At 71.8% G+C, this 22,903-nt stretch carries 19 protein-coding genes; 10 read left to right on the top strand and 9 right to left on the bottom strand.

Annotated features, from left to right (window positions below; translation table 11 throughout):
- Positions 1-15: 15 nt before the first annotated feature.
- On the bottom strand, positions 16-1,332 hold the full coding sequence (gene melA / locus AC0I8G_RS18090; protein ID WP_471731177.1) for an alpha-galactosidase: 1,317 nt from the start codon (positions 1,330-1,332) through the stop codon (positions 16-18).
- 92 nt (positions 1,333-1,424) lie between these two features.
- On the opposite strand from melA, the gene AC0I8G_RS18085 reads away from it, so the two are divergent.
- Positions 1,425-2,258 carry a DeoR/GlpR family DNA-binding transcription regulator gene (locus tag AC0I8G_RS18085; protein ID WP_471731176.1) on the top strand — a complete coding sequence of 278 codons (834 nt, stop codon included), beginning with the start codon at positions 1,425-1,427 and terminating at the stop codon, positions 2,256-2,258.
- Positions 2,259-2,477: 219 nt separating this feature from the next.
- Positions 2,478-3,911: an HNH endonuclease signature motif containing protein gene (locus AC0I8G_RS18080; protein WP_471731175.1), complete on the top strand. Its 1,434-nt coding sequence runs from the start codon at positions 2,478-2,480 to the stop codon at positions 3,909-3,911.
- A 30-nt stretch (positions 3,912-3,941) separates the two neighbouring features.
- Here AC0I8G_RS18080 and AC0I8G_RS18075 read toward each other — a convergent pair whose 3' ends face one another.
- Complete coding sequence (locus AC0I8G_RS18075; protein WP_471731174.1) at positions 3,942-6,503, bottom strand: DEAD/DEAH box helicase; 2,562 nt, start codon at positions 6,501-6,503, stop codon at positions 3,942-3,944.
- A gap of 138 nt (positions 6,504-6,641) precedes the next feature.
- Between AC0I8G_RS18075 and AC0I8G_RS18070 the strand changes: the two genes are divergently transcribed.
- On the top strand, positions 6,642-7,322 hold the full coding sequence (locus AC0I8G_RS18070; protein WP_471731173.1) for a PAS domain-containing protein: 681 nt from the start codon (positions 6,642-6,644) through the stop codon (positions 7,320-7,322).
- A gap of 9 nt (positions 7,323-7,331) precedes the next feature.
- On the opposite strand, the gene AC0I8G_RS18065 is transcribed toward AC0I8G_RS18070, so the two are convergent.
- From AC0I8G_RS18065 to AC0I8G_RS18045, 5 genes are all read right to left on the bottom strand, one after another.
- Positions 7,332-7,733: a helix-turn-helix transcriptional regulator gene (locus AC0I8G_RS18065; protein WP_328294014.1), complete on the bottom strand. Its 402-nt coding sequence runs from the start codon at positions 7,731-7,733 to the stop codon at positions 7,332-7,334.
- A gap of 174 nt (positions 7,734-7,907) precedes the next feature.
- A complete protein-coding gene (locus AC0I8G_RS18060) occupies positions 7,908-9,377 on the bottom strand; it encodes an MptA/MptB family glycosyltransferase (RefSeq protein ID WP_471731172.1) in 1,470 nt (489 codons plus the stop codon).
- Positions 9,370-10,122, bottom strand: coding sequence for a glycosyltransferase family 2 protein (locus AC0I8G_RS18055; protein WP_380257315.1), 753 nt, complete (start codon positions 10,120-10,122; stop codon positions 9,370-9,372). Before AC0I8G_RS18055 ends, AC0I8G_RS18060 begins: the two co-directional genes overlap by 8 nt.
- A 9-nt stretch (positions 10,123-10,131) precedes the next feature.
- Positions 10,132-12,258, bottom strand: coding sequence for a SpoIIE family protein phosphatase (locus tag AC0I8G_RS18050; RefSeq protein ID WP_471731171.1), 2,127 nt, complete (start codon positions 12,256-12,258; stop codon positions 10,132-10,134).
- A gap of 113 nt (positions 12,259-12,371) precedes the next feature.
- Positions 12,372-12,800: an ATP-binding protein gene (locus tag AC0I8G_RS18045; protein WP_471731170.1), complete on the bottom strand. Its 429-nt coding sequence runs from the start codon at positions 12,798-12,800 to the stop codon at positions 12,372-12,374.
- 305 nt (positions 12,801-13,105) lie between these two features.
- On the opposite strand from AC0I8G_RS18045, the gene AC0I8G_RS18040 reads away from it, so the two are divergent.
- Positions 13,106-14,053, top strand: a complete 948-nt coding sequence (locus tag AC0I8G_RS18040; protein ID WP_380257309.1) for a glucosyl-3-phosphoglycerate synthase — start codon at positions 13,106-13,108, stop codon at positions 14,051-14,053.
- Between the two features lie 61 nt (positions 14,054-14,114).
- Positions 14,115-14,828 carry an alpha/beta fold hydrolase gene (locus AC0I8G_RS18035; RefSeq protein WP_471731169.1) on the top strand — a complete coding sequence of 238 codons (714 nt, stop codon included), beginning with the start codon at positions 14,115-14,117 and terminating at the stop codon, positions 14,826-14,828.
- On the opposite strand, the gene AC0I8G_RS18030 is transcribed toward AC0I8G_RS18035, so the two are convergent.
- Positions 14,807-15,154 (bottom strand): rhodanese-like domain-containing protein, encoded by a 348-nt coding sequence (locus tag AC0I8G_RS18030; RefSeq protein ID WP_471731168.1) that lies wholly within the window; start codon positions 15,152-15,154, stop codon positions 14,807-14,809. The genes AC0I8G_RS18035 and AC0I8G_RS18030 overlap by 22 nt on opposite strands.
- Before the next feature lie 61 nt (positions 15,155-15,215).
- Here AC0I8G_RS18030 and AC0I8G_RS18025 point away from each other — a divergent pair, with 61 nt between their 5' ends.
- Complete coding sequence (locus AC0I8G_RS18025) at positions 15,216-16,154, top strand: ribose-phosphate diphosphokinase (protein WP_471731235.1); 939 nt, start codon at positions 15,216-15,218, stop codon at positions 16,152-16,154.
- A 17-nt stretch (positions 16,155-16,171) separates the two neighbouring features.
- On the opposite strand, the gene AC0I8G_RS18020 is transcribed toward AC0I8G_RS18025, so the two are convergent.
- Positions 16,172-18,214: a HelD family protein gene (locus AC0I8G_RS18020; RefSeq protein ID WP_471731167.1), complete on the bottom strand. Its 2,043-nt coding sequence runs from the start codon at positions 18,212-18,214 to the stop codon at positions 16,172-16,174.
- Positions 18,215-18,444: 230 nt separating this feature from the next.
- On the opposite strand from AC0I8G_RS18020, the gene AC0I8G_RS18015 reads away from it, so the two are divergent.
- The 4 genes from AC0I8G_RS18015 (at position 18,445) to AC0I8G_RS18000 (ending at position 22,757) form a co-directional block, all read left to right on the top strand.
- Positions 18,445-18,960, top strand: coding sequence for an SSI family serine proteinase inhibitor (locus AC0I8G_RS18015; RefSeq protein WP_471731166.1), 516 nt, complete (start codon positions 18,445-18,447; stop codon positions 18,958-18,960).
- A 192-nt stretch (positions 18,961-19,152) separates the two neighbouring features.
- Positions 19,153-20,088, top strand: a complete 936-nt coding sequence (locus AC0I8G_RS18010) for a ferritin-like domain-containing protein (RefSeq protein WP_471731165.1) — start codon at positions 19,153-19,155, stop codon at positions 20,086-20,088.
- A 34-nt stretch (positions 20,089-20,122) separates the two neighbouring features.
- Complete coding sequence (locus tag AC0I8G_RS18005) at positions 20,123-21,154, top strand: cell wall-binding repeat-containing protein (protein ID WP_471731164.1); 1,032 nt, start codon at positions 20,123-20,125, stop codon at positions 21,152-21,154.
- A gap of 220 nt (positions 21,155-21,374) precedes the next feature.
- Complete coding sequence (locus AC0I8G_RS18000; protein WP_471731163.1) at positions 21,375-22,757, top strand: hypothetical protein; 1,383 nt, start codon at positions 21,375-21,377, stop codon at positions 22,755-22,757.
- Positions 22,758-22,903 lie beyond the last annotated feature (146 nt).

Here is a 22,903-nt window from a genome sequence, read left to right as displayed (position 1 = left end):
CCTCTCGGGACGGGACTACAGGGCGTCGACCGGCAACTGCACGCGCAGTTCGGGTGGCAGCAGGTCGCCGTGGGCGGCCACGAGGTCGTTGCACAGCGCCCAGATCCGCTCGGGCGTGAGCGTCGAGCTCGCGTTCGGGTCGAGCAGCACCGCCTGTCGCACGAGGCGCGGATCCCCGGTCCGGGCGGCCTCGATCGTCAGTTCGGCGACCGAGACGTAGGGGCGGTTCACCGCCGCGGCCTGCACCGGCAGGGAACCCATCGGGACCGGGGAGATCCCACCGGGGCCGACGGTCGTCGGCACCTCGACGACGCACCCGGGGGGCAGGTTGTCGATCAGTCCCCGGTTGACGACGTTGGCGTGGATCTCGCGTTCGGTGCCGGTGACGAGGGAGTGGATGACCTGCGGCGCGTACTCGGCCGTCTCCTCCTCGAGCGCCAGGGGTTCACCCGCGGCGAGGGCGCGTTCGGCCGCGTGGAACTCGCGGACGTTGTTCTCGGAGATCTCCAGGTACTCCATCGGCCGCAGCCGGAACCTCTCGACCTGCTCCTGGTCACGGAGGAACCACGGCAGGTACTCCGAGGAGTGCTCGCTCGTCTCGGTCGGGTAGTAGCCGATCCGGCGGAAGACCTCGACGCGGACGCGGCGCAGCAGTTCTGGGTCCGCGGCGATGCGCTCGCGCAGCACCGGGTAGAGGTCACGACCCTCATGGGTCCACTCGAGCAACCACGCCTGGTGGTTCACGCCGGCCGCCCGGAACCTGGTCTGCTCGACGGACAACCCGACGAGCTCCGCGAGGTCGTGGGCGGTCCAGTAGACGCTGTGGCACAACCCCAGAGTGGTGAGTTCCGGGGCCACGAGGCTGGTCCACCAGACGTTCATCGCCATCGGGTTGGTGTAGTTCAGGAAGACCGCGTCCGGCGCCACCTCGCGGATGTCCGCGGTGAGGGCGGTGAGGAAGGGGAACGTGCGCAGTGCCCTGAACACCCCGCCCACCCCGGTGGTGTCGCCGATCGTCTGGCGCAACCCGTAGCGGGCCGGGATCTCCAGGTCGTGGCGGGTGGCCTCGATGCCGCCGATCTGCGCCATGTCGACGACGAAGTCGGCGTCGGCGAGGGCGCGGCGCCGGTCGGTCGTCGCGGTGGTGGTCAGGGGCCGGTTCAGGCGTTCGCCGACCTGCCGGGCGGTGCCCTCGGCCACGGCGAGGCGGCGCTCGTCGACGTCGAAGAGCCGCAGGTCGAGCGGGCCGAGGTCGTCGAACCTCAGGAGGTCCCCCACCAGCTGGCGGGTGAACTCGACGCTCCCAGCCCCGACGAAGGTGACTCGTGTCATGCCAGGATGGTGTTCCGACTGCGCGAGGGACGCAATATTCTGAGCGAAACGCTCATCCTGGTTGATCGGTTCGAGTGATTGGTGCAGTGGAGATGCCTGGTGCCCACGCCCTCGGCGGCTCGGAGGCCCTCCCGCGCGCGGGTTCCGGCAAGCGCGCCGACCGGCTGGTGGCGATCCTCGGCGTGCTCAACGAGCGCGGTGACGTGAGCCTGCAGGACCTCGTCACCGAACTCGGCGTGTCGGTCGCGACCGTCCGCCGCGACCTCGCCGACCTCGAGGGACAAGGGCTGCTGTCGCGGACGCACGGCGGCGCGCGGGTCCTCGCCCCGGCGCTGGAACTGCCGGTGCGGTTGCGCGCGGGCCAGTCGCACCAGGTCAAGCAGCTCATCGCCCGCCGCGCCGCCACCTTCCTGCCCGAGGGGCCGTTCGCGATCGCCATCGGGGGCGGCACGACGGCTGCGGGTGTCGCGCGGGCGCTGATCTTCCGCACCGACCTCACGATCGTCACGAACTCGCTGACGACGGCCACCGAGATCGGGTCCCGGCCGAACCTGCGGGTGATGATGACCGGTGGCCTGATCCGCGCGAACTCCTTCGAGCTGGTGGGGGCGCTCGCCGAGAACTCCTTCGCCTCCATCAACGTGGGCATGGCGATCCTCGGCGTGGACGGGGTGAGCGCCGAGGGCGGGATCACGACGCACGACGAGACCGAGGCGCGGACGAACGCGGCCATGATCCGTCACGCCCAGCGGACGGTCGTCGTCGCGGACTCCTCCAAGATCGGGCGGATCACCCTCGCGAAGGTCGCGGGGCTCGAGAGCGTCGGCGACCTCGTCACCGACAGCGCCGCCTCCGCCGAGGAACTCCAGCGGATCCGGGTCCTCGGGACCCGGGTCCACGTCGTCGCGGTCCAGGGCGGGACCTAGCACTGCCAGATGGCCAGCGGTGCCAGATTCGATCTGCCACGACGGACACCACGAGGGAGTCGGGGACGATGACCGCGCGTACCACGCCTCGACGTAGCTCGGAAGCGCGCCGACTCCGAAGAGCGGGGTGACGTCACGAGTCGACAAGAATGTTCATGCACCTTGCGTCGCAACAGATCTGGTCTTGTTCGACGGCTTCGAACAGGGTAGACTCAGAACATGACGGCAGCGCTCGCGGAGCGAACGGAAGAGGCCCCCACCGGGGTCGCCTTCGGCCTCCCCGGCAAGTACCGCCGCTTCGCCGACGCCGCCCACGCCATGTTCTACCTCGGCGTCGCCGACGCCGTCACCATGGTCCACGACTCCCCCCACCCCGACCTCGACCAGCTCCAAGACCGCGGCGTCACCATCACCGGAACCGGCTTCGACCGCTTCGAGGCTGCCGTCGACCTCGTCGCCGAGGAGTACTCCCGCGACGAAGGCATGGACTTCGACCGTGCCCGCGCCACCATCCACAACGCCTGGCGCAAAGGCCACGACCACGCCACCCTCTGGCAAGCCGTCGCCGACGCCACCGTCACCCGCTACCAAGCCCGCACCATCGAAGACCACGCCGAACGCCTCAGCGCACGCACCGCCACCCTCACCGACCACCTCGACCCCGACGGACGAGTCACCTCCGTCCACGCCGAGGAGGACGAGAAGCTCCTCCAAGGAGAGGACTACACCGCGGCCCTGCAGGACTACCTCACCGACGCCGTCCACCACGCACAGGCAGGTCTGACCGGACGGAAACTGGGCATCAAGTGCTCCCGGAAAGTCCGAGCTCTCACCCCTGGCTACGAATCCGTCGTCCTGGAGAAGAACGACGACCCCCGCGGACTGGGACACACCCCGTGTGAGGACGGCCTGAACAGCCACCTCGGGTTCATCGCCCCCACCGCCTTCGCCCTGCGACTGGTCGCCCACACCAACGCCGCCGCCGACCACGCCGCCGACGCTGCGAAGCGCGCCGGCCTCCTCGACACCCGCAGCCACGGGCAGCGCGTTCGCGACGTGATCGTCGACATGCTCACCGACGCCATGGACCGCGCCGTTCCCGCCCTCTCGGATCCCACCACACCTGCCACCGCTGATTCACCCGCGGTGATCGGACGCACCCACCGCCCCGCGACCTCCGTCCAGGTCCACGTCCGCATCGACGCCACCACCCTCCTCGGCCTCGACGACGACGAAGCCACCGTCGACGGCCTCGGACCCGTCCCCGCCCACGTCGCCCGCGAACTCGCCACCACCACCGGCGCGATGTGGCGCAAGGTCATCGAATCCCCCGGCACCCGCGACGTCATCGACGTGGGAGCCACGGCCTACGCCATCACCGACGCCATGCGCCGCTTCATCACCGCACGCGACGAGTACTGCACCGCGCCCGGCTGCCACGTCCCCGCCGTCAACTGCGACCTCGACCACGCCATCCCCTGGCCGCAAGGCCAGACCACCGCAGGAAACCTCCGCGCCTACTGCCGAGGCCATCACCGCTTCAAGACCCAGTACGTCTTCGAAGCCACCAAGGCCCACCACGCCAGGATCGCCGCGCGGCTCGGGAGACCCACCGAACTCTGGCCGAGCCTCCCCGAGCACCCGCCGTTCTGAGAGACTCCACCCTCGCCGTCGTGAACCGCGTCAGAGCCGCAGGAGACCCGCGACCTTCAGCACGGCGGCCCCGGCCTCGTCGGAGGCGTCGAGGTCCACCTCGGCGACGATCCCCCAGTCCCGGTCGCCCGCCGGGTCCTCGAGGACCTGGCGCACGTACCAGTTCCGCTTCGAGCCCTTCGCGTCCGGCCCGGAACCGTCGTCGACCTGCAGCAGGTGCGGACCGCGGGCGTCGGGACCGGTGCCGATGGTGTCGTGGTCGTCGTAGTACGCGTCGAGCTGGTCGCCCCAGGTGCCTTCATCGGGGGACCCCTCCAGCTCCGCCAGCGCCGCGGGCCGGTCGAGGGCGCAGAGTTCGACGAACCGGAACATCGCGTTGCGCACCAGGACGCGGAAGGCGCGGGAGTTCGCGGTGACGGGCGGGGTCTCCTCCTCCTGCGGGGCGACGACGTTTTCGACGTCGGCCGGGTCGACGCCGTCGCGCAGCGCCTCCCACTCCGCCAGCAGCGAGGAGTCGGTCTGGCGCACGACCTCCCCGAGCCACTCGACGAGGTCGATGAGTTCCTCGGTGCGGGCGTCGTCGGGGACGGTCTGCTTGAGGGCCTTGTAGGCGTCGGAGAGGTAGCGCAGGACGAGACCCTCGGAGCGGGCCAGCTGGTAGTACTGGACGTAGTCCCCGAAGGTCATCGCGCGTTCGTACATGTCGCGGACGACGGACTTGGGTTTCACCTCGTAGTCGCCGACCCAGGGGTTCCCGGTGCGGTAGGTCTCGTAGGCACCGCGCAGTTCCTCGGCCAGCGGTCGCGGCCACTCGACGTCCTCGAGGAGTTCCATGCGTTCCTCGTACTCGATGCCGTCGGCCTTCATCCGTTGCACCGCCTCACCCTTGGCCTTGGAGCGTTGGGCGAGCAGGATCTTCATGGGTTCGTCGAGGGTCGCCTCGATGACGGAGACGACGTCGAGGGCGTAGGTGAGGGAATCGGGGTCGAGGAGTTCGTCGATGACGGCCAGCGCGTACGGCGACAGCGGCTGGTTGAGCGCGAAGTCGAGCTGCAGGTCGCCCACGAGGCGGACCTGACGTCCGTCGGCGAGGGGCTCGGGCAGCGTCTCGATGATCCCGGCGTCGAGCAGGGCGCGGGCCAGTTCGACGGCACGTCGGACGTGCTTGATCTGGTTCTTGCGGGGTTCGTGGTTGTCCAGCAGCAGGTGCCGCATGGCCTCCACGGGGTTCCCCGGGCGCTGCAGGACGTTCAGCAGCATCGACGTGGTGACCCGGAAGTGCGACGTCAGCTGTTCGGGTTCACCGGCGACGAGCTTGTCCATGGTCGCCTGCGACCAGGAGATGAACCCCTCGGGGGCCTTGACCCGCTGGACGCGTTTGAGCTTCTTGGGGTCGTCCCCGGCGCGGGCGACGCGACGGGCGTTCTCGACCTCGTGCTCGGGAGCCTGGACGACGACGGTGCCCGCGGTGTCGAAACCGGCCCGGCCGGCCCGGCCGGCGATCTGGTGGAACTCCCGGACGCGGTAGTGGCGGTTGCGGCGGCCGTCGAACTTGGTCAGCCCACCGAAGAGGACGGTGCGGATGGGGACGTTGATGCCGACGCCGAGGGTGTCCGTGCCGCAGATGACCTTGAGGAGTCCGGCCTGGGCGAGGGTCTCGACGAGGCGCCGGTACTTCGGCAGCATCCCGGCGTGGTGGACGCCGACGCCCATCCGCAGCAGCCGGTTGAGGACCTTGCCGAAGCCGGCGGCGAAGCGGAACCCGCCGATGGCGTCGGCGATGGCGTCGCGCTGCTCGCGGGTGGCGATCTTCGCGCTGGTCAGCGACTGCGCCTGCTCCACGGCGGCGGCCTGGGTGGAGTGCACGACGTAGACGGGGGCCCGGTCGGTGTGCAGGAGTTCCTCGACGGTCTCCTGCAGCGGGGTCGTCGCGTAGGAGTAGTGCAGCGGGACGGGTCGTTCCACCGAGGTGACGCTGGCGGTGGGCCGCCCGGTCCGCCGGGTCAGGTCCTCGCGCAGAGCCGTGGTGTCGCCCAGCGTCGCCGACATGAGCAGGAACTGCACCTGCGGGAGCTCGACGATCGGGACCTGCCAGGCCCAGCCGCGGTCCGGGTCGGCGTAGAAGTGGAACTCGTCCATGACGACCTGGCCGACGTCGGCGAAGGCGCCGGAGCGCAGCGCGACGTTGGCGAGGATCTCGGCGGTGCAGCAGATGATCGGTGCGCCGGGGTTCACCGAGGCGTCGCCCGTCATCATCCCGACGCGTTCGGCGCCGAAGACCTCGACGAGGGAGAAGAACTTCTCGCTCACGAGGGCCTTGAGCGGCGCGGTGTAGAAGGACCGGATCCCGGCGCTCAGCGCGGCGGCGTGGGCCCCGGCGGCGACGAGGGACTTGCCGGAACCGGTCGGGGTGGCGAGCACGACGTTGGAGCCGGCGACCACCTCGATGAGCGCCTCCTGCTGCGCGGGGTACAGCTCGATGCCGCGTGAGGTCACCCACGTCGAGAACGCCTCGTAGACGAGGTCGGGGTCGTCGTTGCCCGGGGCCGGCAGCAGGTCGGTGAGCTGGGGGGTGTCTGTGGTCGCAGTCATGGCGCGCCCATCGTCGCACCGGGAGACCCCGGTCCGCTGGACGAGTACCCGTGGGCGTCGCGACGACGCGCTGGTGATCGCTCCTGGTGCTCACAGGGTCCGTGCAGCATCCTTGCCCCGAGCAGCACGACGTGAGGGGTGAGCACGATCGACGAGAGCCTGTCCCGGGAGCACCACGTCCGGCGACGCGCGGAGCAGGTGCGCGCGGACCTGGAGGCGCTCTGGGGTGACGACCTCCCCCCGGGCCCCGATCCGCGCACCACCGAGCTGGTGGACTCCCTGGCCCTCGACGACGACCACGGCCGGACCGCCGGCCTGCTGGTGCAGGGGGACGTCGTCCCCTTCCACCTGCTCGTCCGCCTGCTCGCGACGAGCAGCGTGGGCGAGGCGGTCCTGGCGGAGCTCCCCCCCGAGCTGCGGGCCCGGGTCGACCTGGCGCTGGCGACGGTGGACCCGCTGGCGATGGCGGCGTGGGCGGCGACGCGGGGGCTGCCGCAGACCCCGTCGGGGGCGTTCGCGATGCACGTCGATCCCCCGGTCGTCGACCTCGACGAGCGGGTGAGCGGGTTGCTGGGGTTCGCCGCGCGGCAGCACCGTTTGCCCTGGGCGGAGTCGATGCGCAACGTGCACCCCGCGGACCTGGGGCTGGTGGTCGACGCGACGCGTCAGGCCTGCGAGAAGCAGGCCTCGCTGAGCATGCGGTTCCGGGTCCTGCACGAGGACGGCAGCGTGCTGTGGGTCTCGACCGTGGGCCACGCCCTGACCGGTGAGGACGGGGGGACGGAGCAGGTCGTGGGCTTCACGATGCCCAGCCCCTGACCCGGGGCGTCAGGAGATGAGACCGTCCTGGCGGGCGACCGCGGCGGCGGCGGCGGAGGAGCGCACGCCGTACTTGCGACGCACCGAGGCGAGGTGCTGGGCGACGGTGTTGGGGGCGAGGCCGAGGCGCTCGGCCACGACGGAGCCGGGGCACCCGTCGGCGATCATCTGCAGGATCTCCTGCTCACGGGCGGTGAGGCTGACCCCGGGGCGGGCGGGGGCGGTTCCACGCCCGGCCTCCTCGAGGGCGCGGTAGCGGGCCTCGGAGACGACGACGAAGCGGTTGCCCGCCGCGTCCTCGACGATCATCCGGCGGTCGCCGTCCGCGACGGTCCGCAGGACGTCGCCCCACCAGTCGTTGGGGACCTGGACCCGGTTGCCGTCGACGACCGCCACGTTGTTCTGCTCCATCCTGGTGTTCTACCTCTCCACGCCGCTGGTCCACTGGTCCTGGCTCGCTGTGGTGCCGGTGTCGCACGGGAGCGGCTCACTTCGTCCTGAAACGTTCGGGGTGTGACCGACCGTTCTGAACCCCGCTGTCAAAACACCACCCGACCGGATGAACCGTCGAGGACCCCGGAGGAGTCACGGTGAGCCTTCGACCCAATGTCCCACAGTGTCGCCTCGCCCGATCCTCCGGCGCAGGAGGAGTCCCACGACGAGGACGACGACCAGCGCGCTCCACGAGACCCACGGACCCACCTCCTTGCGGTAGCCCAGGGTGAGCGCCTCGACGGACGGGCTCATCCCGTCCACCAGCCCCGGCACGTAGGCCAGCGCGAGCAGCGTCAACCTCCCCGTCAGCACACCCGTCAGGACCCCGGTCCGCACCCCCGCCGAGGACGGAGCCGCGACGGCCAGGGCCAGCGGCCCCCACAGCAGCAGGTCGTACCAGGGCAGCTCGTAGGCCGTCCCCAGCAGGTACCCGGCGGCGAGGACCGTGCCCACCCCCGCCGCCCGCGTCAGGGCGTCACCGCGCACCAGCAGGCGCCACCAGGCGAACGCCACCGCCGCCATCACCAGCACCATCCCCGGCAGCAGCCACCCGCGCGGCATCCCCGCCTCGACCAGCGGGCGCCAGACCGTGGCCAGCGAGACGTAGCGGCTCGCGGTGCGGGTCTGGTCGTAGGCGTGCGGCCCCGCCCAGACGTGCGCGGGGACCAGCAGCAGCAACGCCCCCGCCGCACCCCGCAGCAGCCACCCGCGGGTCAGGTACCCGCCCGCCCGCGCGGCGAGCAGCACCCCGAGAGCCACCGCGCCGTAGGGCAGCTTCGTCCCGACGGCCACCGCGAGCGCCACCCCCGCCCAGAACGGGTGGCGACGCGCCGCGAGCAGGGTCGCGAGCGCCGCGGTCCCGGCGAGGACGTCGGCGTGGGCGCCGCTGAGCCCGACGGTCAGCAGCAGCGGGTTCGCGGTCCACAGCAGCTGGGCCCGGGCCCGCCGCTGCGGGTCGCGCACCGCGACCCGCAGCGCCAGGGCGCTCGCGAGCCACGCGAGCAGCAGCAGGACCTGCCAGCACGAGACCGTCGTGCGCACGGAGTCCCCGCCCCCGAGGGAGGCCAGCGCCATGAGCAGCGCACCGACGGGGCCGTAGACGGAGGTGGTGGAGCGCCACGGGTCGCGCACCGCCGAGGTCACCGGGTCGTGACCGCCGGCGAAGGTGTCCGGCGGCTGGCTGTAGGGGTCGCCGCCGAGCGCCGCGATCCGTCCGTAGGCGGCGTAGCTGAGGTGGTCGGCGGAACCGACGGGGGGCAGCAGCGTGAACAGCACCGCGCCCAGGAGCGCGACGAGCACGAACCGGCGCGGGTGCCACCCCCGGGCCACGGCCCGCCAGCCGGCGAGCAGCGCACCACCACCGGACAGCACGGACACGGCCAGCAACGCCGTCACCAGCCCCGACGACGGCCGCAGGCCCAGGTCGAAGGACCCGGCGCCGCCCCCGAGCGGGGGGACGGCGGCGGAGGGTCCGGCGAGCGCGACGACGGCCCAGCAGAGCAGGGACAGGACCAGACACCCGCCGGCCAGCCGCACCGGGGTCAGCGGTCGCTCAGACACCGGTGACGCGACGGAGCACGTCGGCGAGGCGGCGCCGTCCGAGGGCGCGGGCGACGTCGCGGTACTGCGCCGCGCGGTGCAGCTGCGAGCGCCAGTCGGAGCCGGTGACCCGGTGGTGCAGGTCGCAGGGCACCTCGCGCACCCGGAACCCCGCGCGCAGCAGGTCGATCGTCAGCGCGGTCTCGACGCCCCAGCCCGGGGCCAGCGGCAACGCCGCCTCGAACGCGGCCCGGGTCAGGCAGCGCATCCCCGACAGCGGCTGCTCCGGCGACCAGCCCGCGGCGGCCACGGTCCCCTTGCGGGACAGGCCGACGACGAACCCGTGCCCGCCACCGGCGGTGGCCTGGCGGGGCAGCACCGCGATCGTCATGTCCGCGGCCCCGGCCAGCACGGGCAGCGCCAACGGCCAGGTCTGCACGGCGCTGTCGGCGAGGTCGGCGTCGACGAAGAGGAGCGGACGGGCGCGCAGTCCCTCGCGCGGGCGGGCCGCCTCGAACTCCGCGACGGCGCGGGCGCCGGTCTGCATCGCCGCGGCCTTGCCGCGGTTGCGGGCGTGGGCGACGACGAGTGCCCCCGCGTCGCGCGCGGCCTTCGACGTGGAGTCGCGCGAGCCGTCGTCCACGACCACGACGAGGTCGACGTCGGGCAGCGAACGGACGGCGCGCACGGTGGCGGCGATCCGGTCCTGCTCGTCCTTGGCCGGGATCACGACCGCGACGGTCGGGGACGGGCTCAGGGGTGGCACCCGGCGAAACTAGCGCAGCCGCAGGCCGAGCACCGTGACGTCGTCGTCCGCGGCCCCACCGGTGTCGCCGGTGTCGCCGGTCTCGACCATCTGCGCGACCAACGCCTCGACGATCTCGGCCGGCGTCCCGTACGCCTGGTCGTGGAAGTGCCCCAGCACCTCCGCCAGCCCCTCGGTCAGCGACCGCGTGCGGGTCTCGACCAGCCCGTCGGAGAACACGACCAGCGCACTGCCCGGCGCCAGCCGCACGTCGAGGACGTCGCTGCGCGGGTCGCCCTCCACCCCGATCGGCACCCCCGGGGGGACGTCGAGGTAGTGCGGGCCCTCGCTGCACGTCAACGGGGGCAGGTGCCCGGCGCTGGCCGCCGACAACCGGCCGTCGCGGTGCAGCACGCCGTAGAAGATCGTCACGAGGTCCTCGCCGCCGCCCGCAGCCGCGCAGGCGTCGAGGCCGCGCAGCACCGCCGTGGGGTGCGGGTCGATGAGGGCCAGGGTGCGGACCTGGGTGCGGACCTCACCCATCACCGTCGCCGCGCGCACCCCCCGGCCCATGACGTCACCGAGCACGACGGCGACCCGGTCACCGCTCAACGGGATGATCTCCGCCCAGTCGCCGCCGACCTCGACCCCCGCGCTCGTCGTCGCCGAGCGGTGCGTCGCGAGCCAGTCCACGTCCGGCAACGGGCCGGGCCGCAACGCCTCCTGCAGCACGGTGGCCTGGTCGCGTTCGGCCTCCAGCAGCTGCATCCGTTCCAGGGCGCTGGAGACCTGCCCCGCGAAGGCGAGCAGGAACTCCCGCTCCTCCTCGTCGTCGACCCCCGGTTCGGTGAAACCGAGGGTCAGCGTCCCGAGGCGACGACGACGGGTGGCCAGCGGCAGCACCGCCCACGCGGTCTCGCCGGCGGCGTGGGCGGCCTCGAAGTTCCCGCGGACCGCGTCGGAGAGGCCCGCGATCCCGCGCGCCCCGACGAGGTAGCGCCCGCTGGCCCCCGCGAAGGCGGTGAGCTGCTCGAGGGTCACCTCGGGCACCTGCCCGGTGCGGCGCTCACGGTCGGCGAGCATGCGGTGCAGGCTCAGGGCGGACCCCTCGCCGTCGGCGAGGACGACGGTGGCGCGGACGGCGCCCGGGCCGTCGAGGCAGACGCGCAGGACGGCGTCGAGCAGGTCCGGGTAGGTCGTGGCGCTCGCCAGCGCGGCGGTCAGCGCCTGCAGCGTGCGGGTGCGCCGGGTGGCGCGGGCCCGGTCGGTGACGTCGTCGAGGGACCCGACCCACTCCAGGACCTCGGAGTCGGGGTCGGTGGGGTCGCTGAGCACGGGGACGGCGACGGCGGCGAGGGTCCGCCAGCCGTCGGGTGTCGCGATCCGGAACCGGAAGCGGGCCCCGGAGCGCGCGGCGACGGCGTCGTCGAAGGTCCGCAGGACGGTGGGCAGGTCGTCGGGGTGGACGTCGTCCTGCCAGGCCCGGCCGCTGACGTCGGCGCGGCCGGTGAGCGCGGTCCACCCGGGCATGGTCCCGGTGACGCCGTGACCCGGTCGTGCGGTGAACACGTCGAGCGCCCCCGCCTCGGCGAGGGTCCGGTAGCGACGTTCGGAGATCCGGGTCTCGCGCAGCAGGCTGGCCCGTTCGACGGCGAGGGCGCACTGCCCGGCGAGGGTGGCCGCGAAGACCTGCTGCTCCCCGTCGAGGGACCCCTCACGGGTGAAGCCGAACCGGAGGACGCCGACGAGCCGGCCGCGGGCCAGCAGCGGGTACATCGCCCAGGAGTGCTCGCCCTGGGCCAGGACGCTGTCGTTGAGCCCGCCGGGTCCGCCTCCGAAGCGGGCCGCCAGCTCGCCACGGTCGTGCAGCAGCACCGGACGCGACGTGCGGGCCGCTTCGGCGCTGGGCGTGGCGGAGGCCAACGGGACGGGCCGTCCGAGGCCGAGACCGGTGAGGTCGCCCTCGGCGGGTAGTTGCGGGACCAGGACGGTGCCCGTCTCGTCGAGCAGGGAGACGCCGCAGGTGCTGGTGGCGAGGACGTCGCGCCCGGTGCGCAGCACGGCGGTGACGGCTTCGCGGACGTCGAGCGCGGCGGCGAGTTCGGTGGCGGTGCGGTGCAGTCGCTCGAGGGCAGGGATGACCGCCGACGAGTCCACGCAGTCGCCTCCGGTCCGGGTCATCGATCCGGCCGGTGCCTGATCGTGACCGAAACCGTAGCCGAACCATCCGCGCTGAGTGGTCGATCAGCGGCAGGGAGTGACCGAACGGGTCAGTGCGGGTGATGCCTCGTCGGGCCGCCGAAGGAGGCCCAGACCGTGCGGCTGAGGTTCTCGACGTTCTCCACGACACCCCACTCGTCGGCGAGGCCGTCGACGATGAACAACCCCCGGCCGCTGGTGTCGGACTCCTCCGCGACGCGCTGGAGGACCATCCGACCGGGCGAGCCCCCGTCGGTCACGGCGATCTCGACGTGCGGCTGCACCTCGACGGTGATCTCGCACTGCACGTGGATGGCGCCGTCGCCGAGGGGCCGGGCGTGCCGGATGGCGTTGCCCACGATCTCGGAGAGGACGATCTCGATCTCGGCCGTGGCCATCTCGTCGAGACCCGCCCCGTCGAGGACACCCCGGACGACGTGTCGTGCCCGTGGCACCGACGCCGCGTCGTGGGCGAAGGTCGCCCAGTGCGTGGCCGGCACGGGTCGTGCTCCCGTCGGCATGGTTCCCTCTCGTCGCGTCCCTGTCTGACCGAGCCACGGGTACCCGGGGTCCGGGGAAGTCAAACCTGGGACTCCGCGGCCGCAGGCGTCCGGCACCGCACCCCGTCGTCCCGCAGAGCGGGACACCCGGAGACCTGCCGGACTCCCCGCCGCAACGTGGCCGAAACGTCACCGGGTCTGCGGGGGCCCCGTGTGACGCCCAGGTGAACTTCCCCGTCGGCGGGTGTCCTTCCCGGACGACCTCGTGCGACGGTGAGATCCGTTGCTGCCCACTGGAGGTCGTCGTGAAGCTGCCCGTGCAGACCTGGTTCGACAGGTCGACGTCCCGCGCGCGGGACTGGCCCATCGACCGCCTCCGCGCCCAGAAGGCCGGGACCCGGGTCAGCGTGGTGCTGCCCGCCCTCGACGAGGAGGCCACCGTCGGGCGGGTCGTCCGGATGGTCCACCGGCTGGCCCACGACACGGGTCTCGTCGACGAGATCGTCGTCATGGACTCCGGCTCCACCGACGACACCGCGCGGGTCGCCACCGAGGCCGGCGCGACCGTCCACCACCGCGACGAGGTCCTGCCCGAGGTCGGGTCCCGCCCCGGCAAGGGCGAGGTCCTGTGGAAGTCCCTCGCGGTCACCACCGGCGACGTCGTCGTCTTCGTCGACGCCGACCTCGTGGACCCCCAGCCGCAGCTCGTCACCGGCCTGCTCGGCCCGTTGCTCACCGATCCCACGGTCGAGCTGGTCAAGGGCTGCTACGACCGCCCGCTCGAGGGCGCCGGGTCCACCTCGGGCGGCCGGGTCACCGAACTCGTCGCCCGACCGCTGATCAGCCGCTTCTACCCGGACCTGGCGGGGATGGTCCAGCCCCTGGCCGGGGAGTACGCCGGCCGCCGCCGCCTGCTCGAGGCGATCCCCTTCTGCGGCGGCTACGGCGTCGAGATCGCCATGCTCATCGACACCCTGGAACTGCGCGGCCTCCCGGCGATCGCCCAGGTCGACCTCGGCCGCCGCCAGCACAGCCACCAGGACACCGCGGCCCTGGGCCGGATGGCCACCCAGATCACCCACGTCGTGCACCAGCGCGCCTCCGGGGAGCGCTCCGACGTACCTTCGATCACCCAGTTCGCCCGCGACGGCTACGGCCACTACGCCCCCGTCACCCACGTCCTCGACATCGCGGAACGCCCCCCGATGAACACCGTCGCGGGCTACGCCCAGCGCACCGCGAAGGTCTCCTGACCCTCCTCCGCGGGAAAGGGTCCTTGCGGGGGACCGGTCCTCCGGTCCTAGGGTCTCTCCCGTGCCACCGCTCGACCGCGTGACCCTCGTCTGCGTCCCGGGGACGTTGTGCCCCCCGGCGGCCTACGCGGAGTGCACGCGGGACCTGGGGGTCGACGTCCGCACCGTGGGCTGGCTGGAGGACCCACCCCCGCACGACCTGCGCACCGTCGCGTCGCGCGTCGCCGCCCTCGTCCCCGGTCCCGTCGTGCTGTTCGGCCACTCCACCGGCGGAGTCGTCGCGGCGCTCGCGGGGCAGGTCCTCGGCGAGCGGCTGCGCGGGATCGCGCTCTGCGACACCGGCGCGCACATGCGCACGCACGGTGACGTCAGCGGGGTCATCGACCGGGTCCTCACCGGGTGGGGCCCGGAGTTCTTCGCGAGCTTCCTGGCCCGTTCGGTGGCGAAGCCGCCCGACGAACCGCTGCGCTCGCTGCTGCTCGGGTACCCCGCCCGCATCGAGCCCGAGCACGCCGTGCAGGCGCTGCGCAGCCAGCAGGTCCTCGACGTCAGCCAGGCACTGCGCGGCCTCGACGTCCCGGCGCTGGTGGTGCACGGCCTGCACGACGTCGCCCGCCCGGTGGCGGACGCCGAACGGGCGACGCGGCTGCTGCCCGACGCCGAGCTGCACGTGCTGGACTGCGGGCACTCCCCGCCGTTCGAGCGGCCCGCGGAGGTCAACGACCTGCTGCGGGGCCTGCTCGAGCGGGTGGCTCAGCGGACGAACGGCTCCTGACCGGAGCTCGACTCCATGCCGCGACCGGCCTCGGCCCACGCCGACATCCCACCGTCGACGTTGACGGCGTCGTAACCGTTGCGCTGCAACCACTCCGTCGTCCGGCGCGAGCGACCGCCGGAGCGGCAGACGATGTGGAGCTCACCGTCGGGCAGCTCCCCCAGGCGCTGCGGCACCTGACCCATCGGGATGTGCACGGCGGAGGGGATGTGGCCCGCCTCCCACTCGTCGTCCTCACGGACGTCGATGATCACGGCGTCGTCGGCCAGGTCCGTCACCGTGGTGGTGCGCACCCCGTCGACGTCGAAGGTGTTCGAGTCGCTCATGTCCCGACCCTACGTCCCCCGGGGACGACGGGGGCTAGCGTGGCGCCTCGTGCGTGACAGCCTGCGAGACATCGCCCTCTTCAGTGGTTCGGCCCATCCCGAGCTGGCCCGGTCGGTGGCGGCGGAGATGGGCATCGCCCTCTCCCCCACCCGGGTGAGCCGCTTCTCCAACGACTGCCTCGAGGTCCAGCTCGAGGCCAACTGCCGCCAGCGCGACGTCTACATCATCCAGCCGCTGGTCCCCCCGGTGCAGGAGGCGCTGGTCGAGCTGCTGCTCATGCTCGACGCCGCCAAGCACGCCTCCGCCGGACGCGTCACCGCCGTCATGCCGCACTACGCCTACGCGCGCTCGGACAAGAAGGACGCCGGCCGCATCTCGATCGGCGGTCGCCTCGTGGCGGACCTGCTCGAGACCGCCGGCGCCGACCACGTGCTCGCGATGACCCTGCACTCCCCGCAGGTCCACGGGTTCTTCCGGATCCCCGTCGACCACCTGCACGCGCTGCACCAGCTCGCGACGCACTTCGACGGCGACGACCTCTCCAACACCGTCGTGGTCTCCCCGGACCTCGGCTACGCGAAACCCGCGGCCGCCTTCGCGCGGATGCTCGGCTGCGGGGTCGCCGCCGGCGCCAAGCAGCGCTTCCCCGACGACCGGGTCGTCATCGCCAACGTCATCGGCGAGGTCACCGGCAAGGACGTCATCGTCCTCGACGACGAGATCGCCAAGGGCAGCACCGTCTTCGAGCTCGTCGCCCGCCTGAAGGAGCTGAAGGTCCGCAGCATCCGGGTGGCCTGCACCCACGGGATCTTCGCCGGTGACGCCCTCGACCGCCTCATCAAGCACCCCGACATCGACGAGGTCGTCTGCACCGACACCGTGCCGCTGCGCGGCGGCCCGCGCCCCGGGCTGTCCGTCATCTCGGTGGCCCCGGCGCTGGCGACCGCGATCCGCCACATCCACGAAGGCGAGTCCGTCAGCGCCCTCTTCCAGCACTGACCACCCGGGGTCGCCGGTCAGACGAGTTCCGGCGGGAGTTCCCGGGAGTGCAGCACCACCATCGCGGTGACCGCGCGGGTGAGGCTCACGTAGAGGCGGCGCAGGCCGGTGCGTTCGTCGGGTTCTCCGTCGACGATGTCGGCGGGTTCCACGACGAGCACCCGGTCGAACTCCAGACCCTTCACGAGGCTCGCCGGGACCAGCGAGACCCGTTGCTGCACATCGCCTTCGACGACCTCGTCGAGCCGGGAGAACTCGACTCCCGCCGTCGTCAGCGCCGCGGCGACGGCCTCGAGCGAGTTCGCGGCCACGACCACTCCGACGGAACCCTCCTCGGCCAGCAGTTCCGAGGTGGCCGTCGCGACCCGGCTCACCGGGTCGGCGACCTCGACGACGTCGAGGCGGCCCGGGTCGTCACGCACCGACGTCGGGACGGAGAGGTCGGGAGCGATGCGGGGCAGCAGTCTCGCCGCGTAGTCGATGACGGCCGAGGGGACGCGGAAACCCCGGTCGAGGACCTCGAGGCTGCCGTCGGGTTTCCCGAGGTGGCCGAGCACGTCGTCCCAGCTGCTCGCCGACCACGGCGTCGTCCCCTGGGCGATGTCGCCGAGGACCGTCGCCGCACCCGTGCTGCAGCGCCGGCCGACGGCGCGCAACTGCATGGCCGAGAGGTCCTGCGCCTCGTCGAGGACGACGTGGGCGCGGGACCGGGTGCGCTGCAGCTGGTCACCGATCTCGTCGAGGAGCACGCTGTCGGCGGCCGTCCACTTCGCGGTCCCCGCGGTGCGCGGGGGTCTCGGCCACAGCAGCAGGTCGCGTTCGGCCCCGGTCAGCAGGTCCTGCGAGTTCGCGACGAGGAACTCGCGGTCGGACAGCAACCGCCACAGCACCTTCGCCGCGTCCTGGGCCGGCATCAGCAGCTTCACGGCCTTCCTCACCTCGGCGCTGCGGGCGACGGCGTCCTGCACCACGTCGTCCGGGGAGTCCCCCGCCGCTTCGAACAACTGCAGGACGGCGTGCGAGAGCCGTTGCGGCAGCAGGGCGCGCGCGGCCTCGTAGCGGATCCCGCGGTGGGTCAGCTCGTGCAGGAGGTCCTTGACGAGGTAGCCGGGGACCCGCCACCGCCGGGACCCGCGGGTGACGACGACGGCCCCGCTCTCGAGGACCTGCGCCGGGTCGCCCACCGCCGACCACACCGCACGGCGCACCACCTCGGCCATCCGCCCGTCCCCCTTGAGCGTGGCCACCGAGGAGGGTTCCTCGCCGCGCAACCGCACCTCCTTGCGCCCGTCGCCCGCGACGGTCAGGAGTTCGGTGACGGTGCGCTGCTCGACCTCGACCTCGCCCAGCGCGGGCAGCACGGCCGAGATGTGCGACAGGAACGCCCGGTTCGGCCCGATGACCAGCACGCCCTGCCGGGTCAGGCGCTCGCGGTGGGCGTACAGCAGCCAGGCCGCGCGGTGCAGCCCGACGGCGGTCTTCCCGGTGCCGGGAGCGCCCTGGACGCAGACCGTGGTCTGGGCGTCGGCGCGCACCAGGGCGTCCTGCTCGGGCTGGATGGTGGCGACGATGTCGCGCATGGGGCCGGAGCGCGGGCGCTCGATCTCGCGGGCCAGGATGGCGCTGGAGTGGTCCTGCTCGTCCCGGTCGACGAGGTGCTCGTCCTCGTAGGCCGTCAGCCGGCCCTCCTCGACCCCGAACCGGCGGCGCAGTCGCACCCCCGCGCGGTCGTCGCGGGTGGCCCGGTAGAAACCGCGCGAGACGTCGGCGCGCCAGTCGATGACGACGGGGTCGCCGTGGGAGTCGGTGACGTGGCGGCGCCCGATGTGCAGGTGCTGGCCGTCGTCGTGGTCGGTGCGACCGAAGAACAGCGTCGTCGACGGGTCGTCGACGAGGCTGAGCGCGCGGCGGTGCAGGGCCCAGGCGAGGGCCTCGTCGGCGATGGCGTCCCCACCGTCGGGGACGAGGGACAGCGTGTGCTCACGCATGCGGGCGAGTTCCGCACGGGCGTGGTCGAGGTGGGACTGCTCGGCGGCGAGGACGCCGTCGTGGTCGGACACGGTTCCTCCTGGAGCTCGACCCGGTTCGTGAGAGCCGACTGATTCTGCCGGAATCGCTGCGGGACAACAACGTTGTGATCTCGACACCGTTCGCGGGATGATGGACGTGGTGGTTCTGAGAATTCCCGGAAGTGGTCAAAAGCCCCAGCGTACGGTGGTGGTGCGGCCCTGTCACCGCCTGCGTGTCGCACCGGCGGGAACCGGCTCCGGCCACGCCGCGTCGTACCCGGGTGACCGCACGAACGAAGGCCCACGGGGCCGTCCCGGCAGCACGGGGCGGTCTCGCCGCGATCGCCCTGGCCGGTCTCGCGGTCCTCGGCGGTTGCGGACAGGAACAGGCAGGGAGTCCCACGATGAGCAGTTCGAGCCCCTCCGGTCCGTCGGCGACGACGACCCCCGCCGAGCGGTCGCTGACCGTCGCCCTCGACGACGGGAACGGCACCCGGCAGACCTGGCAGCTGGCCTGCGACGTCGACGGGACCGTCTCGGGCGACCACCCCGACGCCGCGAACGCCTGCGCGGCGATCACCGCGGCGAAGGACCCGTGGGCGCCGGTCGACAAGGACATGGCCTGCACGATGATCTACGGCGGTCCGCAGGTCGCGACCGTCCAGGGGACCTGGGACGGCGTGAGCGTCGACGCCCGCTTCGTGCGGACCGACGGGTGCGAGATCGCCCGCTGGGACCGCCTCGCCCCGCTCCTCCAGCCAGGATCGGTACCCGGTAGCTCCCGTGGCGCGATGTAGGCAATTGATCACAAGGAGTAGCGAAAAGAGCGCGGTCAGGGCAAGGTGTGTTGAGGCGACCTCAGAACGTGTTGAGCCGTACCCATCCAGGGCGCGACCGGCACCGAACGTCTGACGTCCTACGACGACGACGTGACACCTGCCGCGTCGAGCACTGGTGCCAAGGACGGCGCCCTGACTCTAAGGCTGCCCATGTTCAAGAAGTCTCTCATCGTCGACATGATCAACCGCAGTTCCGAGACCCCCGCCGACCGCAGGAACTTCCTGCGCGGCATGGGCCTGCTCTCGGCCGGCACCGTCGGCGCCGGTCTTGTCGGTGCTTCCATCGCCGCCCCCGCGGAGGCCGCCCCGGGCGACCCCATCAGTGACGGCACAGTTCTCAACTTCGCCCTGAACCTCGAGTACCTCGAGGCCGAGTTCTACTGCTTCGCCGCCTACGGCCACGGCTTGTCCGAGGCCATGGCCACCGGTACCGGCACCATGGGTCGCGTCACCGGCGGGCACCGCGTCCCGTTCAAGAGCAAGTCGATGCGGTACTACGCCGAAGAGATCGCCAACGACGAGATCGCCCACGTGAAGTTCCTGCGTGCGAACCTCGGGGCTGCCGCCGTTGCACGGCCGACGATCGACCTGCAGAACTCCTTCACCGGTGCGGCCGTCGCCGCCGGGGTCATCAAGCAGGGCGAGACGTTCGACCCGTTCTCCTCCGAGGCGTTCTTCCTGCTCGGGGCGTTCCTCTTCGAGGACGTCGGGGTCACCGCCTACAAGGGCGCAGCACCGCTCATCCAGAACAAGGGCTACCTCGAGGCCGCCGCCGGCATCCTCGCCGTCGAGGCGTACCACGCGGGCATCGTGCGCACCCTGCTGTACGAGAACGGCCTCTCCACCCCCACCAACGCCATCTCCGACGCCCGCGACGCCCTCGACGGGGCCGGTGCGGACAAGGACCAGGGCATCACCACCGGTGCGTCCGGCCGCGCGAACCTCGTCCCGACCAACACGGACTCGATCGCGTTCAGCCGTTCGCCGCAGGAAGTCCTCAACATCGTGTACCTGACCCCGGGCACCGGCGTCAGCAAGGGCGGGTTCTACCCCGACGGTCTCAACGGCGACCTCAAGACCACCTGATCCTGCCCCCTCGACCTCCGGAAAGAAGAACACCGTGAAGAGATCCGTCATCACCGCCGGCGTGGCCGTCCTCGTCGGCCTCGGCACCACCGTCTCCGTCGCCCTGCCCGCGCAGGCGGCGACCGGTTTCAAGTTCGACCACCGCATCTCGGGCGCGGACCGCTTCGCGACGGCCGTGGCCGCCTCGAAGCTCCTCTACCCCACCGACGACACGGCGAGCGACATCGTCATCGTCAACGGGTACGCCACCGTCGACGGCCTCACCGCGTCCTACCTCGCGGGCCTGAAGAGCGCCCCGATCCTCTACACCGACACGAACGCCGTACCGGCCTCCACCGCGACCGAGATCGCGCGTCTCGGGGCCACCGACGTCTGGATCGTCGGCGGCACCAACCGGGTCTCGCAGGCCCAGGAGGACGCCTGGAAGGCGGCCGGCAAGACCGTGCACCGCCTCGCCGGCGCGGACCGCTACGAGACCTCCGCCCTGGTCGCGGAGGCCGACGACTCCGGCGACGCACCGGAACAGGTGTTCATCGCCAGCGGGCTCTCCACCGCCGACGCCCTCGCCGCCGGACCGGTCGCCTGGGCCCGGAACTACCCGATCCTGCTGACCGACCCGAACAGCGTCCCGGCCGCGACCGCGGACGCCCTGAAGGAACTCGGGACGACGAACCGCGTCGTGCTGGGGAGTTCGACGTCGGTCTCCGACGCCGTCTACACCCAGGTCGCGGGGACCCAGCGCCTCGGCGGTGCCAACCGCCAGGAGACGGCCACCAAGATCGCCGACGACGTCATCGCGAACGACAACTTCGACCCGCAGAGCGTGGCCCTCGTCGGCGGGACGGACGCCACCGCGGCCGACGCGCTCGCTGCGGCCCCGGTCGCGGGTTCCTACGGGGTGTCGCTCGTCTTCACCGGCTTCGACGGCTCCCTGGGCGACAGCACGAAGGCCTACCTGGTCGCGAAGAAGGGCAACTACGTCCTCCCGGGCACCGGGTGGATCTTCGGCGGTCTGCCCTCTGTGCCGCAGGCCACCGTGGACGCGGCGACCGCAGCCGTCCAGTAGTCCCACCCGCTCCGCGAACACCCAGTCAGTCGCCCCCCTCGTCCACCGCCTCCGCGCGGACGAGGGGGGCGATCTGCGTCCGGTCGGTCGGCAGCCGTGAAGCGTGTCTCGTCGAGCCTCGAGAGCGTCTCGCTGTTGCAGCGAACGTCGGTGCCCGCGGGTAGCGTTCCTCTGGAGGCACCCGCGGGGTGACAGCATCCGCGTAGGCGGTAGGAGAGCGATGAGCAGCGAGCTTGAACTGATCAACGACGGCAGCGGCCTCGCAGTCATCGGCACGGCGAGCGATGTCGAGCGGTTCTTCCTGTCATCAGGGCTCGACGAGCTCCCGTCGAAGCCCCTCGACCTCCGTCGAGTTCGAGCCGCGGCGAACATCGGCGGCGGAGTCGCCGAAGCAGGCGAGAGTGTCGCCACGAGCGCCGGACGATGGGTGAAGCTGACCGAGGAGTCGGCACGGGCCTACGAGCACTCGCAGCTGATGAAGGGGTCCGGCAAGGGCGTCTCGCGGGCCATCGCCGTGAACGACAAGGGAAGCACCCAGCACATCCTCCAGATCGTCACGAGACCGGGAACGATCCTCACCAACCCCGCAGTCCTGGCTGGGGTCGGGGCAGTCATGTCGCAGTACGCGATGCAGCAGCAGATGAACGAGATCGTCGACTACCTCGAACTGATCGACGAGAAGGTCACTGACATCCTCCGTGGACAGAAGGATGCCGTGCTCGCCGACATGATCGGCGTCGACTTGACGATCGAAGACGCGCTGATCGTCCGCGACGAGGTCGGCCGCGTCTCACACATCACGTGGTCGAAGGTGCAGGCAACCTCACAGACCCTCGCTCGAACGCAGGCGTACGCGCTGCACGAGTTGGACGCGATCGCCGAGAAGGTCAGGAGGAAGGCCGATGTCGGCAAGCTCGCGAAGGCGACGCAGGAGGCCGAGCCGAAGGTGCGGGAGTGGCTCGTGGTCCTCGCGCACACGTTTCAGCTCCAGGAGGGCGTATCGGTGCTCGAACTCGACCGCGTGCTCGACACATCGCCCGAAGAACTCGACAGTCACCACGCAGGCCTGCTGAAGGCACGCCAGAACCGCCTCGAGCGGATCGGGCGGAGTACCGCCACGCTGCTGGCGCAGATGGACGCGACCGGACGCAAGGCCAACGCCAAGGTGCTCACCCACCCCTTCGACTCCCCTGCCGCCGTCGAGGCGAGCAACCGGATCGCCGCCGAGATCCACAGTCTCCGTGAACGGCTTGGAATCGAGTCCGACGCCGAGTCCGCGACGGCGAAGCGCTGGGGCCAGGCTGCGGGCGAGGTACTGGACAGGGTTCGTGTCGGGACGGCCGGAGGAGCCATGGCAGCCAAGCGATTCGGCGACCAGACCTTCGACCGCGCCACGGAGGTCTTCCGTGTCGGCGACCTCGACGACGACGGCGCCCCAGATCAGCCGAGGGCAGCGGCAGCAGCGAAGTCTGCAGGAGCGGCGATCAAGGTGGCTGCCACTGGCGCCGCAGGAACTGTCGGCAGTGTGTTCCGGCGCAAGCGCGGAGCCGACGAAGATGTCGACGAGCCTGGTCCACATCTTTCGGGGCGCATCGATCCGTGAACGAGTCTTCCCGAACGGGGAGGAAACAAGCCCTTTGTCAGTAGTGGCCAGGTGCTACTGACGAGGACTCATCGCGTTTCAGCGTTGATGAGGTACCTCGAGCGCATGACCCACGGCTGCAGCAACCACGACCTGGCCACGCAAGA

It is taken from the genome of Kineococcus sp. AC630, assembly GCF_979255925.1.
This window is presented reverse-complemented; position numbering and strand designations above follow the sequence as displayed.